Source organism: Myxococcota bacterium (assembly GCA_041389495.1).
Lineage (GTDB): Bacteria > Myxococcota_A > UBA9160 > UBA9160 > UBA4427 > JAWKRT01.
The window spans coordinates 706,689-720,716 of the sequence record JAWKRT010000001.1 but is presented as its reverse complement, the minus strand read 5'-3'; the positions used below and the strand labels follow the sequence as shown (position 1 = coordinate 720,716).

At 75.9% G+C, this 14,028-nt stretch carries 9 protein-coding genes; 4 read left to right on the top strand and 5 right to left on the bottom strand.

Annotation, left to right across the window (positions count from 1 at the left end; translation table 11 throughout):
- Positions 1-59: 59 nt before the first annotated feature.
- Entirely contained in the window at positions 60-5,309 is a 5,250-nt protein-coding gene (locus R3E88_03155) for a hypothetical protein (GenBank protein MEZ4215452.1), read from the top strand.
- A 17-nt stretch (positions 5,310-5,326) separates the two neighbouring features.
- Here R3E88_03155 and R3E88_03150 read toward each other — a convergent pair whose 3' ends face one another.
- The gene (locus R3E88_03150) at positions 5,327-6,139 is read right to left on the bottom strand and encodes an SDR family oxidoreductase (GenBank protein ID MEZ4215451.1); all 813 of its coding nucleotides are present in this window, start codon (positions 6,137-6,139) and stop codon (positions 5,327-5,329) included.
- Between the two features lie 139 nt (positions 6,140-6,278).
- On the opposite strand from R3E88_03150, the gene R3E88_03145 reads away from it, so the two are divergent.
- The gene (locus R3E88_03145) at positions 6,279-8,279 is read left to right on the top strand and encodes a DUF3604 domain-containing protein (GenBank protein ID MEZ4215450.1); all 2,001 of its coding nucleotides are present in this window, start codon (positions 6,279-6,281) and stop codon (positions 8,277-8,279) included.
- Positions 8,280-8,292: 13 nt separating this feature from the next.
- Here the strand turns inward: R3E88_03145 and R3E88_03140 are convergent, their stop codons facing one another.
- Entirely contained in the window at positions 8,293-9,519 is a 1,227-nt protein-coding gene (locus tag R3E88_03140; protein MEZ4215449.1) for a cytochrome P450, read from the bottom strand.
- Positions 9,520-9,601: 82 nt separating this feature from the next.
- On the opposite strand from R3E88_03140, the gene R3E88_03135 reads away from it, so the two are divergent.
- The gene (locus R3E88_03135) at positions 9,602-10,057 is read left to right on the top strand and encodes a gamma-glutamylcyclotransferase family protein (GenBank protein MEZ4215448.1); all 456 of its coding nucleotides are present in this window, start codon (positions 9,602-9,604) and stop codon (positions 10,055-10,057) included.
- On the opposite strand, the gene R3E88_03130 is transcribed toward R3E88_03135, so the two are convergent.
- The 3 genes from R3E88_03130 to R3E88_03120 all read right to left on the bottom strand — a co-directional run bounded on the left by R3E88_03130 (position 10,054) and on the right by R3E88_03120 (position 13,130).
- Positions 10,054-11,211, bottom strand: coding sequence for a pyridoxal phosphate-dependent aminotransferase (locus tag R3E88_03130; protein MEZ4215447.1), 1,158 nt, complete (start codon positions 11,209-11,211; stop codon positions 10,054-10,056). The genes R3E88_03135 and R3E88_03130 overlap by 4 nt on opposite strands.
- A 4-nt stretch (positions 11,212-11,215) precedes the next feature.
- The gene (locus R3E88_03125; GenBank protein ID MEZ4215446.1) at positions 11,216-12,067 is read right to left on the bottom strand and encodes an NAD-dependent epimerase/dehydratase family protein; all 852 of its coding nucleotides are present in this window, start codon (positions 12,065-12,067) and stop codon (positions 11,216-11,218) included.
- Positions 12,068-12,221: 154 nt separating this feature from the next.
- Entirely contained in the window at positions 12,222-13,130 is a 909-nt protein-coding gene (locus tag R3E88_03120) for a GGDEF domain-containing protein (protein ID MEZ4215445.1), read from the bottom strand.
- A gap of 134 nt (positions 13,131-13,264) precedes the next feature.
- On the opposite strand from R3E88_03120, the gene R3E88_03115 reads away from it, so the two are divergent.
- Positions 13,265-14,020 carry a gamma-glutamyl-gamma-aminobutyrate hydrolase family protein gene (locus R3E88_03115; GenBank protein ID MEZ4215444.1) on the top strand — a complete coding sequence of 252 codons (756 nt, stop codon included), beginning with the start codon at positions 13,265-13,267 and terminating at the stop codon, positions 14,018-14,020.
- Positions 14,021-14,028 lie beyond the last annotated feature (8 nt).

The following is a 14,028-nucleotide window of genomic DNA, read 5'->3' as shown; positions in this document are numbered from 1 at the left end:
TCGCCCACCACTCGCCCCTGCCGCGCCCTCGCGCACGGGGCGCGTCTCGGGGGGAACCGATGCGCACACGAACCGCGCGCGCGCTCGCACGAGCGCTCGCCTGCCTTCCCGTCGCCGCGATGCAGGGCGTCGCGATCCCGGACGTCCGAAACGCCTGCGGCGCGCCGACGATGGCGACCTCCTCCTACGAGACCGTCGACCTCGTCGCGACGGGTGCGTCGGGCGCGCCGGGTGCGCGCGGCGCCGACGGCGGACGCGGCGGGGACGCGACCGCGATCTGCGACGACCTCGGTGCCGGGCCGCTCGCGCTCGTGCTCACGCAGTCCGCGACCGGGGGCGATGGCGGCGCCACCGACAACGCGCGAGGCCCCGCGCGCAGCACGGCGGGCGACGGAGGCGCCGCGACGATCGTCGTCGACGCGGCGCGCGACAGCGTCGTGTCGCTCGCGGCGACCGCTCGCGGCGGCCGGGGCGGCGCGACGAACGGCTGGGGCGACGGCGGCGACGGCGGCGGCGCGACGCTGAGCCTCCGGGCCGAATCGACGACCCACGAGTTCGTGAGCCTGCTCGGCGAGGCGCGCGGAGGCAGCGGTGGCAGCGGCGTGGTCGGCGGCCGCGGCGCGGACGTGCACCTCGACGACGCGGTGACGGGCTCGACGAGCGGGGCCCTCCGGCTCATCCAGCGCGCGTACGCAGGGAACGGGGGGAGCGGCGACTCGATCCCCGGCGCGGCCGGCAGCGTCCACGTCGTCGGCACCGCGGCATCCGGCGGCTCCGCGTCGAGCCACCTGACGCAGCATGTCGATGGCCCGAGCGTCGAGCTCTTCGCGCAGGCGGTCGGCGGCACGGGCGGCGACGCGCGACGCTCACCGGCGGGCGCCGCCGGCGGGCGTGCGGACGCCTCGGCCACGGCATCGAACCTCACCGGCCGTGCACGCGCCCAGGCGGACGCGGTCGGAGGGCGAGGCGGAGCGGGCTCGGTCGCCGTCCCGATCGGCACGTCCCCTCTCGGAGCGCCGGGCGGCGACGCCGTGGCGCTCGCGTTCGCCGAGACCTTCGAGGACCTCGCCGACGCTACGGCGTCGGCCTCCGCCACCGCGGGCCCCAGCGTCGGGTACACCCCGGGCTACACGGCCGGACCGAGCGGCGAGGGCGCTGCGCGGGCGATCGCCGTCGCGCACGGCGACGCCACGGCCGAGGCGGAAGCCACCGCGTCGTCGCGCTGCGTGCTCCCCGGCTGCGGGGCGGCCTCCGACGCGGCATCGAGCGACGCGTACGCCGAGGCGCGCAACGCCGGCGTGTCGCAGATCCGCGCGAGCGCCCAGTCGCACGACGGCGCGGCACGCGCCCGCGCCGTCTCGACCGGAGGAGCCTACGCGTACGCCTCCGCGCGCGAGGTGTTCACGAACGACTGGACGTCGACCGCGAGCGGCTACGACCTCGTCGGCGGTGCGACCGCGGGAGAACTCGTCCTCTCGCAGTGGGTGCAGGCGGAGTACGGCGCGGCGACGACGGGGCTGCGCGCCGAGAACGAGGGCGGCGGCGCGCTCCGCGCGACGCTCCGCGCCGCGGGCGGCCGCGGCGACGGCACGTCGAACGACGCGCACGTCGACTACTTCGAGCTGTCGTCGGCGACCGGTGCCGACCTGGTCGGAGCCATCTGGATCGAGGCCGGCCGCTACGGCACCCCGTCGCCGAGCGGCCCCCTCGCGCCCGGCGCGAAGGGAGCGGACGCCGTGCTCGACTCCGCGACGACCTCGATCGCACTCGACACGACGGGCGCCGCCTCGCTCGACGTGCGCGCAACCGGAGGCGGCCCCGGGGACGTCGGGGCCGCGAGCGGGGGCAACGCGCGCATCGCGCTGCGCGACATCGCGACCGCCGCGCGCTCGCTCGACGTGACGCTGCTCGCGACCGGCGGGAGCAACTCCAACGCCGCGCCCTTCACGGGCAGCGGCGGCAGCGCGACGATCGACGTCGACCTCGCCGCGACCACCGCGCGCCGACTCGTCGTCTCGGGCGACGCGCGCGGCGGCGCGGGAGGACGCACCGGTACCGACGCATCGAGCTCGAATGCGACCTCGCTCGTCCGCGCGACGGGGCTCGCCGCGAAGTCGAGCACGCGCGACCGGGGCGACGAGCGCGTCGAGGCGCGCGCGACCGCGACCGGCGGCACGGCGAACTCGAGGCCCTACAGCGCGGCCCCGCACGGCGGCGACGCCGTCGCGCGCGCCGAGGCCGAGGGCTTCGGCGACGCCGAGACCCACGCGTCGGCGAGCGCGCGCGGAGGCTCCGGTGGATCGGTGAACGGCGAGTTCGCCGCGGGCGGTCGTGGCGGCGACGCGACGGCGAGCGCCGTCGCGATCGGGCACGGCGCCGGCAGCGTGACCGCGGACGTCTTCATCGAGGGCGGACTCGGCGGCTCGGCATCGGGCTCGTCGCGCAAGCGCCCGGTCGCGGGCGACGGAGGAACGGCGACGCTCGGCCGCGTGTTCGGGAGCTCCGACGGCGGCGGCGACGTGTCGGTGAGCGCCACCGTCCTCGGCGGCATCGGTGGCCTCGCGATGCCGGCTCCGCACGGGAAGGGCGAAGCCGTCCACCTGTACAACGCGGTCGACGGTGAGACGTCGGGACGGCTCTCGCTCTCGCAGACGGCGCGGTCGGGCGGAAGCCGCGCGCGCAGTCTCGACAGCTCGAGCGTGCTCGAGCGCACGAGCGACACGGCCGGCCTCTCGCTGACGGCGAGCGCGTCGACGTACGACGCCGTCTACATCGCGGGCGACGCGATCGCGCGGTCGACGGCGACGAACGCGACGGGCGACGCGGCGGCGCACGCCATCGCGCGCGGCGGAAGCTCGACGGGCCCGGGCGGCGGGCGGGGCGGAAGCGCGAGCGCGAGCGCGTTCGGCGAGAGCCTCGGACGCGGGAGCGTCGACGTATCGGCCGAGGCGATCGGCGGCGATGCGACGTCGGGAACGGCGGGCGACGCGACGCTCGGCGAAGTGCGCGGGGTGTCGCACGGCGGCGGCGACGTGCACGTGACGGGCGTGCTGCGCGCCGGCTACGGCGTCGAGGAAGGCCGGGGACGCGATGCGCACCTGCGCAACGCGGTCTCCGGCTCGACCACCGGGAGCCTCACCCATCGTCAGGTCGCGCAGGGCGGCGGCGCCCGGTTCTACGGCGCACCCAGCTCCACCGTCGGCGGCGACGCATCGAGCTGGCTCGACTACACGGCGCGGGAGCGGCTCGCCTCGATCTCGCTCGTCGCCGAGGCCTACGGCGGCACGGACCCCTTCCGAAGAGGGGCCGGCGGCGATGCCGACGCGGATGCGCACGCGGTCAACGCGACGGGCGACGCACACGCGAAGGCGATCGCGATCGGAGGCGGGCCGGGAACCGCCAGCCGCGGCAGCGCGCATGCGAGCGCGACGGCGCTCGCGCGCGGCGACGCGAGCGCCCGCGCCGAGGTGGGCGCGCACGCGACGTTCGAGGCGTCTGCGGATGCACCGCGCGCGCCGAGCGCGACGCTCGGCCGCGTGTTCGCGGCGAGCCTCCGCGGCGGCGACGTCGACGCGACTGCGATCGTGCGCGACGCGAGCGGCGTGGTCACGGGACGCCGCGCACTCGAGAACGCGGTCGACGGCGAGACGACGGGAGCACTCGCGCTCTCGCAGCAGCTGTTCACGGCCGGTCGGCCGGTCGCTCCGGGCGATCGCGCCGAGATCGCATCGACCCTCGCGCGGGACGAGCACCGCGCGCGTTCGCTCGACCTGCACGCCGTGGCCGTCGCCGTCGACCCGACGCGCGAGTTTGCGCTCGGGAGCACGCCGGAGGCCGGCATCGCGTGGAATCCGTTGGGCTCCGTGGACGCGGCCGGAACGCACGCATCGGCGCGGATCCACGCGACGACGACCTCGGGATCGGCCGCGGCTCGCGCGCTCGCGCGCGGGAGTCGCGCGTTCCAGGCGCCCGGGACCGCCGCGACCGACGAGGCATCGAGCGGCGACGCCTCCGTCGAGATCGAGCTCGACGCGAGCGCGCGGCGCAGCGGCTCGGTCGAGATCGGCGCGCGCGTCGGCGAGGCCGACACGGCCGCGCTGCGTGCGGCGGCGCTCGACGGCCTCGGCGTCGGCGCCTTCGGCGCCGACGCGTTCGGACGACTCCGCGCGGGGAACGCGACGAGCTCCTCGATCGGCACCGCGGGCGCGGGCGGCCGCGCCGCGGTGTCCGACCTCGCGGTCGCGGGCGACGGCGACGTGTGGAGCGCGAGCGACGCAGGGCCCGGCGGCGATGCGAGCTCCCGGGCCATCGCCCGGACGAGTGGGCGGCGGCAGTCCACGAGCGCGGCGCGGGCGATCGCGGGCGACGCCTTTCACGGCTGGGAGTTCTACGGCGCCGAGTACCGCGGCCTCGGCGGCCACGCGTTCGCCGACGCGCTCGCCGAAGGCCGCGGCCGCGTCGATGCCTCCGCGTGGGCGACCGCGGGGGCAGGCCTCGAATCCGGTGCGTCGGCCGTCGCGCGCGCCGCGGGCGCGCGCGGCACGGTGTTCGCGCGCGCCGACGGTTCGGCCGTGCTCGTCGAACGCCTCGCATTCGAGGTCGCGAGCGACGTCGCGGGAAACGCATCGGTCGCCGCCCGGCTCGGAGCGCTCGACGCGCCGGCTGCGAGCGCGACGCCGCACGAAGCGGCGATGTCGGGTGTGCTGCGCCCGAGCGGAACGGAGCGCGCGGCACTCGACCTTCGCCACCCCGGGCTCGCGGCGGCCCTCGCCGACCGCGGGCTCGACACGGTGCTCGCGGCGGTCGACCTCACGGTCGCGCCCGGCGACGGTGCGGGCCGCCACCTCACGACCGCGATCGAGCTCGCGTTCGAACAGGACGACTTCCGCGCGCTCGGCGAGCTCCATCTCTTCCTGCTCGACGGCGACGCGGAGGGCCGCGAGGCGGCCTTCGACCGCGTCGTGCTGCGCGTCCTGCGCGCGGAGTCGCCGCTCGTCGAGCGCACGCTGCGCACGCTCGGCGCTCTCGAGGAGGCGTTCGACGGCGAAGGGATCGCGCTCGGCGGAGGCTTCGACCGACCCTACGACCCGCTCGCGCCCTACGACCCGCACAGCCCGTACTTCCCGTTCACCGCGCCGCCCGGCGACCCGCTGCGCGTCGAGCTCGCGTGGTCGAGCCGCAGCGCGGGCTGGAGCTTCACGGGCACGGTCGTGATCGCGACGACCGCCCTTCCCGAGCCCGGCACGGGCGCGCTGCTCGCGATGGGCTTCCTCTTCGTGGCGACCGCTCCGCGACGGCGCACTCGTTAGGCGCTGCGCCGCGGCACCTACCAGGCCGTCCAGCCGCCGTCGACCGGCACGAGCGCACCGGTCACGAAGCTCGATGCCGGCGACGCGAGGAACAACAACGCCGTGTCGATCTCCTCGACGGCGCCGACGCGGCCCATCGGCGTGAACGTCTCCATGCGCGCGCGCTGGTCGGGCGCGATGTCGCCGTGCGCGGGGTCGATCGTCATCTCGGTCGCGAAGTAGCCGGGCAGGATCGAGTTGACGCGGATGCCGTGGGGCGCCCACTCGACGGCGAGCTGGCGCCCGAGGTTCGCGAGGCCGGCCTTCGAGGCCGAGTAGCCGACGGTCTTGTGGGTCGCGCTCGCGCCCAACGAGAGGATCGAGCCGACCAGGACGATCGCGCCGCGCGTTCCGCGCTCGATCCAGCGCGCACCGACGGCTTGCGACGCGTCGAACGCACCCGTCAGGTTCACGGCGAGCGCCTGATCCCACTTCGCGCGCGCGTGGCGCTCGGCGCGGCCGAGCGGCGAGATGCCGGCGACGTAGACGAGCAGCGACAGTTCGCCGAGCGCGGCTTCGGCCTCGGCGACCGCGCGCTCCATCTCGCCTGCGCGCGCGGCGTCGGCCTCGACGACCGCGCAGGATGCGCCGCCCGCTCGGATGTGCGCGGCTTCCTCGTCGAGCCGGTCGCGGCGGCGCGCGGCGAGCGCGACGCCGGCGCCCGCGCTCGCGAGCACGCGCGCCATGCGCGCGCCGAGCCCGCTCGATGCGCCGACCACGAGCGCGTTCGCGCCGCGCAGATCGAAGAGTTCGGAAGGGCTCGGTGCGCGCACTGCGTCGTCGCTCGCCATCGGGTCGGATCTCCCTCGCGCCGCCCCGAGTGGAGCCCGCGGCCGCACTGTGTACCCGACCGCGCGCCACTGCGCGCGCGTGATAGGCTGCGCGCCCCGTTCGCATCCGCTCCACGGCTCCGCCATTCCGGAGGGCTCCATGCCGCTCGCGCCCCGCGTCCGCTTCCTCTCGCCCGCGCTCCTCGCGGCGACGTTCGCCGCGCTCGTCTCCGCTCCGGGAGCCGCGTCGGCCGACGCCGTCGAGCGCCCCTACGCCGTCACGGAGCAGCGCGAGGCGTGCGCCGACTACCAGCCGCTGCGCAAGCCGCTCTTCGGCGACACCCACGTGCACACCGCGTTCTCGTTCGACGCGTCGACCCAGGACACGCGCAACACGCCGCGCGACGCGTACCGCTTCGCGAAGGGCGAGCGCGTCGGGCTCCAGCCGTACGACGCGAAGGGCCAGGCGCTGCGCAGCGCGCAGCTCGAGCGCCCGCTCGACTTCACGGTCGTCACGGACCACGCCGAGATGCTGGGCGAGGTGCGCACGTGCAACGACCCGAGCGCGCCCGGCTACGACAGCGACCTGTGCTGGCTCTACCAGAACATGCGCCCCGTGCTCACGGCGCCGCTCGCGGTGCGCGGCATGGTGCTCAAGCAGCGCTGGAACTTCTGCCCCGCGGCGACCGCGGACGCCGAGCTCTGCCACGGCAACACGCGCAGCGCGTGGAACGACATCCGCGCCGCCGCCGAGGAGGCGTACGACCGCAGCGCCGAGTGCCGCTTCACGAGCTTCGTCGGCTACGAGTGGACGGCCACGGCGACGTCGCAGAACCTGCACCGCAACGTCGTCTTCCGGAACGACCGCGTGACGGACCTGCCGTCGAACTGGATCGAGGACGCTTCCGCCTGGCAGCACTGGCAGGATCTGCGGCGCGAGTGCCTCGACGCCGGCACCGGCTGCGACGCGCTCACCATCCCGCACAACTCGAACCTCGGCGGCGACGGCCTCATGTTCATGACGGCGAAGCTCACGTCGCTCGCCGACGCGAACGGCGAGGTGACGCGCGAGGAGGCCGTGCTGCGCCAGCGCATGGAGCCCGTCATCGAGATCATGCAGCACAAGGGCGACTCGGAGTGCCTGCTCGCGGGCGACACGGTCGACGAGGCGTGCGGCTTCGAGAAGCTCCCCTACGACAGCTTCGCGGGCGCGCAGATCTCGCGCGCGCCGGTCATGACGAACACCGGGCTGCTGAGCGACATCGGCAAGCCGAAGCGCAGCGCGATGGTGCGCGAGGCGCTCAAGAAAGGGCTCGCGCTCGAGAAGGAGCTCGGCGTGAACCCGCTCAAGTACGGGATCATCGCGAGCACGGACACGCACCTCGGCACGCCCGGACTCGTCGACGAGCGCAACGCGAAGGGCCACGGCGGCGCCGGCCTCGCGGCCGGTGCGGGCCTCGCGCCCGGCCTGCCCGACAACCTCGAGAACAACCCGGGCGGGCTCGCCGTCGTGTGGGCCGAGGAGAACGCGCGCGACTCGATCTTCGCGGCACTCACGCGACGCGAGACGTACGGCACGAGCGGCCCGCGCCACGTCGTGCGCTTCTTCGGCGGCTGGGACTACCCCGACGACCTGTGCGCGGCGCCCGACTTCGCGGCGCGAGGCTATGCGGGCGGCGTGCCGATGGGCGGCGACCTCCCGGAGCCCGGCGCGGCGGGCGGCGCGCCCGTGTTCGCGGTGTCCGCGCTCGCCGACCCGGGCACGCCCGCCTCGCCCGGCACGCCGCTCCAGCGCGTGCAGATCGTGAAGGGCTGGGTCGACGCGAAGGGCGCGACGCACGAGAAGGTCTACGACGTCGCCGGAGGCGACAACGGCGCGAGCGTCGACACCTCGACGTGCGCGACGAGCGGTGACGGCGCCGCGAACCTGTGCGCCGTGTGGCGCGACCCCGCCTTCGACGCGAAGCAGGGCGCCTTCTACTACGCGCGCGTGCTCGAGAACCCGACGTGCCGCTGGAGCCAGCAGCGCTGCGTCGCGGGCGGCGTCGACTGCAGCCGGCCCGAGACGATCACGCGCGGCTTCGAGCCGTGCTGCGCGGCCGACCACCGCAAGACCGTGCAGGAGCGCGCCTGGACGTCGCCGATCTGGTACGCGCCGTAGCGGGGCTGCGCGCCTAGCCCGCGAGCTCGCGCTTCTCGAACTCGATCGGCATCGCGAGATAGCCGTCGACGAACTCGCTGTGCGCGCGCACGACGCTTGCCTCGGGCACGTCGTACTCGGGCACGGCGGCGAGCAGCTCCTCGTACATGACGCGCGCCTCGAGGCGCGCCGCGTGCTGGCCGAGGCAGACGTGGCCGCCGTGGCCGAAGGAGAGGATGCGCGGCGGGCGGCGCGCGACGTCGAAGCGGTCGGGCTCGGCGAACTCGTTCTCGTCGCGGTTCGCCGAGCGGTAGAGGAGCAGCACGCCCTGCCCCTCGCGCAGGCGCTGGCCGCGCAGCTCGACGTCCCTGCGGACCTTGCGCGTGAGGAGCTGGGTCGGCATCTCGTAGCGGAGGATCTCGGTGAACGCGTCCCGGATCTCGTCGGGGCGCGCGACGAGATGCGCGCGCTGCGCGGGGTGGCGCGCGAGCTGCAGCACGCCGCCCGCGAAGACCTTCGGCAGCGTCTCCGTGCCGCCGACGACGAGCGTCATCAGGTGGCCGGCCATCTCGTCGTCGTCGTACGGCTGGCCGTCGAAGGCCTGCGCGAGGTAGACGTCGAGGATGTCGTCGCGCGCGCCGACGCCCTCGCGACGCCGCAGCGCGACCGTGCGCTTCAGGTACTCGTTCAGCTCGACGGCCGCGGCCATCGCCGCGGGCGACATGCCCTCGACGCCCGGCTCGCGCGAGAAGAAGCGCGCGACGAGGCCCGAGAGCATCGCGCCGTCCTCGGCCGGGAGGCCGATCAGCCGGCACGCGACGGCGACCGAGACCTGCCCCGCGAGGTCGGCGATGGCGTCCATGCGCCCCGTCGGCAGCACCTTCGCCAGGCACGCGCGCACCTGCGCGCGCACGTCGCCTTCGAGCTCCGCGACGGCGCGCGGCGAGAAGTAGCGGGTCAGCGCCTTGCGCAGCGCCGTGTGGTGCGGCGGGTTCATCATGAAGATGGTGCGCCGGCCCGGGTCGTCGCCCTGGAAGATCGGCGGCTCCTCGTCGCCGATGTTCTGGAACGAGGGGCCGGGCTGGTCGAAGTGCTCGCCGTCCTGGCCCGCGCTCCACACGTCCTCGAAGCGCGACAGCGCCCACGCGTCGAGCCGCTCGACGTAGTGCACAGGGCTCTCGGCGCGCAGCCGCGCGTAGACCGGGAACGGGTCGTGGCGCATGATCTCGGCGAACGGGTCGTACTCGAGCGTCTCGGCCATCGGCTTCCTTCGCGAGCGTTCGTCGACGGGCGCTTTCGTCGACGGGCGATCCGGGGGCGGCAGCATACGACAGCACGCGCGCATGCAGGATCTCTACTTCGCCTACGGATCGAACATGAGCACCGCGCGGCTGCGCGCGCGCATCGCGAGCGCGCGCCACGTCGGCGCGGCGCGCCTCGCGGGCCACGCGCTCGTCTGCAACAAACGCGGGAAGGACGGCAGCGGCAAGGCCAACCTCGTCCCGCACGCCGCGCGCGACGCGTGGGGCGTCGTGTTCGAGCTCGCACGCGCCGACTGGCCCGCGCTCGACCGCTTCGAATGGGGCTACGCGCGGAGCGCGTGCGTCGTGCACGCGCGCGACGGCACCGCGCTCGAAGCGCACGTCTATCTCGCGCTCGCGCCCGGCCCGGGCCCGCTCGCGCCCTTCGACTGGTACCGCGACCACTGCCTCGCCGGCGCGCTCGAGCACGCGCTCCCGCAGGAGGTGGTGGGCGAGATCCGCGGCTGGCGCGTGGTCGCCGGGGACGGCCCGGCCTAACGAAGCCGCGCCGCGAGGCGCTCGATGGCCCAGGCCACGCGATCGGGCGGCGCGGCCGTGTAGCAGAGGCGGACCCAGCTCGCGTAGTCGGAGCCCGCCGAGGCGCCCGGCGCGACGAGGACGCCGTCCTCGAAGCAGCGCTCGAGGAAGCCCGGCATGCCGCGCTCGTCGAGCGCGCGTGCGACGTCCACGAACAGGAAGGTCGAGCCCTCGGGCGCGGGCAGCCCGAGCGCGGCGGCCGCGCGCCGGCCGGCGTCGCGGTAGAGCGCGCGCGCGTTCGCCACCCACTCCGCGCCGCCCTCGAGCGCGCGCAGCGCGGCGACCTGCCCGGCGACGGGCGCGTGATAGGCGGTGTGCGTCCCGATCTTGAGCGCCTGCTCGACGAGCGGCGGCGGCCCGACCGCGTAGCCCACGCGGTTGCCCGCCATCCCGTACGTCTTCGAGAACGAGAACACCGACACCGTGCGCTCGGGCGCGACGGCGCCGACCGAGAAGTGCGCGCCCTCGTAGACGAGCTCCTCGTACACCTCGTCGGAGACGAGCCAGAGGTCGTGCTCGCGCGCGAGCCCGGCGAGCGCCTCGAGCCACGCGCGCGGCAGCACGCGGCCCGTCGGGTTCGACGGGCTCGACACGTAGAGCGCGACCGTGCGCGGCCCGATGCGCGCGCGCACCGTGGCGACCGCCTCGTCGACGTCGCGCACGCGGTCGTAGAAGGGAACCTCGACCGGCGTCGCGCGGAAGGCCTGCACGATGCCGCGCGCGAGCGGCCAGAACGGCGCGAGGATCGCGACCTCGTCGCCCGGCGATGCGATCGCGCCGATCACGTTCGCGAGGACCGAGGTCGCGCCCGCACCGACGAGCACGCCCGCGCGCTCGCACGCGAGGCCGTTGCGCGCGCGCACCTTCTCGACGAGCGCGTCGACGAGCGCGGGCAGCCCCTGCGTCGGGCCGTAGCGGTGCAGGCCCGGGTAGTCGGCCGTGCGCAGCGCCTCCATGCGCGCGCCCTCGAAGGGCTCCATCCACGTGTCGCCGACGTGGAGCGCGACGACGTCGCGCCCCTCGGCCCGCGCGCGCTCGGCGAAGGGCGAGTAGACGGCGCCCGGCATGGCGAGCGCGGCCGGCGCGAAGCCGCGGCCCGCGTGGAAGCGCGGCACGCGCCTAGCGCGCCGCCCGCGCGGCGCGGAGCATGTCCGCATAGCCTTCGCGGAAGGTCGGGAAGCGCAGCGCGAGCCCCTCGGCCTTGAGGCGATCGTTGCGACAGCGCTTGCTGCCCGCGCGCCGCGGCGCGCGCCGGCCGTCGTCGACCGGCGGCGGCGCGGGGACGCCGAGCAGCTCGGCGAGGTAGGTGAGCACGTCGCTCTCGTCGGCCGGCTCGTCGTCGACGCCGAGGTAGCAGCGGTGCGCGGGGGCGTCGGCGAGCGCGAGCAGCGCGAGCGCGCGGGCCGCGTCGTCGCGGTGGATGCGGTTCGTGAAGTGCTCGCCCTTGCGCAGCCGCGCCTCGCCGCGCCGCACCTGGTCGACGAGGCGCGTGCGCCCCGGCCCGTAGATGCCGCCGAAGCGCACGGCGATCGCCTCCGGCAGGCGCGCGGCGAGCAGGCGCTCGGCGGCGAGCAGCGTCTCGCCGTTCCAGCGCCGCGGCTCGGTCGGCGACGTCTCGTCGACCCACTCGCCGCGATCCTGGCCGTAGACGGCCGTGCTCGACGCGAACACGAAGCGCGGCGGCCGCTCGCCGCGCTCGGCGATCGCGCGCAGCAGGTTGTCGACGCCGTCGAGGTAGATGCTGCGGTACGCGGCCTCGTCCGACGTGCCCGGAGCCGCCGTGTAGACCACCGCGTCGATGCGCGGCGGCAGCGAGCCCAGCGTCTCGATGCGCGCGAGGTCGGCGACGACGGGCTCGACGCCGACGGGGAGCGGGCCGCGGCCGCGCCGCAGCGCGAAGACGGAAGCGCCCTCGCGCGCGAGCCGGCTCGCGAGCCGCACGCCGACGTAGCCGCAGCCCGCGATCAGCACGCGGCGACCGGCCCCGCCGCGCGCGCGCGAGCGCGCCGGGCTCGACCCGCCTTCGTCGGTGGTGTCGTCGGAGGAGCTGGAGCGACGGCGGGCCGGCATCGGCGCGCAGGATGCCTCGCCGATCCCCACCGGGCCAGCGGCGCGCGGGCCTCGCCTAGCTGCAGACGCGGTTGCGACCGCCGCGCTTGGCCTCGTAGAGGCGCGCATCGGCGGCGCCGACGAGATCGCGCGGATGGTCCATGTCGGGCGTCAGCGCCGCGACGCCGATCGACACCGTCACGGGGATCGACGCCCCGTCGAAGCGCAGGTCGCAGGCCTCGACGCACCCGCGGAGCTTCTCCGCGAACACGACGGCCTGCGCGAGCGACGTCTCGGGGCTCGCGATCGCGATCTCCTCGCCGCCGTAGCGCGCGCAGCAGTCCTCGCGGCGCACGCTCTCGCGGATCCGCTTCGCGAGCGCGACGAGCACGTGGTCGCCCGCGAGGTGGCCGTGGCGGTCGTTGATCTCCTTGAAGTGGTCGACGTCGAGGAGCAGCAGCGCGAGCGGCCGCGCGTGGCGGTGCGCGCGCGCCATCTCGCGGTCGAGGTGCTCGTCGAAGTAGCGGCGGTTGTAGATCTGCGTGAGCCCGTCGACCACCGACGACAGGTAGATCTCCTCGTGGTAGAGCGCCTCGAGGTCGTTCCCGAACAGGAACTTGAAGATCACCGCGCCGAGCTGGACGAGGTCGCCGGTGCGGAGCTCGGCGCGCGCGCCCGGCGCGAGGCGGTGGTCGTTCACGAACGTGCCGTTGGTCGAGCCGAGATCCTCGATCTCGGTGCGGTCGCCGGCGGTGCGGATCGCGCAGTGGCGGCGCGAGATCGAGTCGAGCGGGATGACGACGTCGTTCTCGCCGTCGCGGCCGACGACCGCTCGGCCGGGCTCGAGCGCGACCTTGCGTCCGAGTCCCTCGCCGAAGATCTGGACGAGGCAGCCCGCGCCCTCCGATTCGGAGGTGGGGCGCGAGAAGCCGACGACGACGGTCGTCCGCTCGTCCGCCCCGCGCTCTTCGGCTCCGTCCGCCACTCGCGCCGTGCCCCCGCCAAGGTGCCCGCCGCGCGCGGGCGCTCGACCGGACGCGCGCCGCGCGCCCGGGCCCGGGCCTCATCGGCGGTGGCGCGAGCGCCCTGAACCTCGCCGCGCCCGTATACTCGCGCGCCGTGCGCCCCGTCGTCGGCATCCCGGTCTCGCTCGACGCCCGAGGACGCCTGCGCGGCGGCCGCGCGACGCTCTTCAGCGACCGCGCCTACGCACGCGCCGTCGCCGCGTGCGGCGGCGCGCCCGTGCTGCTCCCCACCGACGCACCCGAGCGCGCGGCCGACGTCATCGCGCACGTCGACGCGCTGCTGCTCCCGGGCGGCGACGACTTCCCGCCCGCCCGCGCGCGCGCCGACTACCCCGACGGCGTCTTCGAGCTCGCCGACCCGGAGCAGGTCGCGTTCGACGCGGCGCTGCTGCGCGCCTCGCTCGCCGCCGCGATGCCGACGCTCGGCATCTGCTACGGCATGCAGCTCATGGCGCTCGAAGCGGGCGGCGCGCTCCACGCGCACCTGCCCGTCGACGCGCCGAGCGAGGTCGCGCACGGCGGCGGCGGCGCACCGCCGGCCGTGCACGCGATCGCGATCGAAGCGGCGAGCCGGCTCGCGCGCGCCGCGCGCGCGGACGCCGCGCGCGTCGAGAGCCGGCACCACCAGGGCGTCGCCGACCCCGGGCGATGGCGCGTCGCGGCGCACGCACCGGACGGGCTGATCGAGGCGATCGAGGCACCCGACGCGCCGTTCGCGATCGGCGTGCAGTGGCATCCCGAAGGCCTCGCGGGCGAGGCCGACGGCGCCCTCCTGCGCGCCTTCGTGGCCGCCGCGGCGGAGCGGGCCGCGAGCGCGCGCGGCGCCCGCCCGCGCGGGGCCGCGAGGTAGACTGCGCG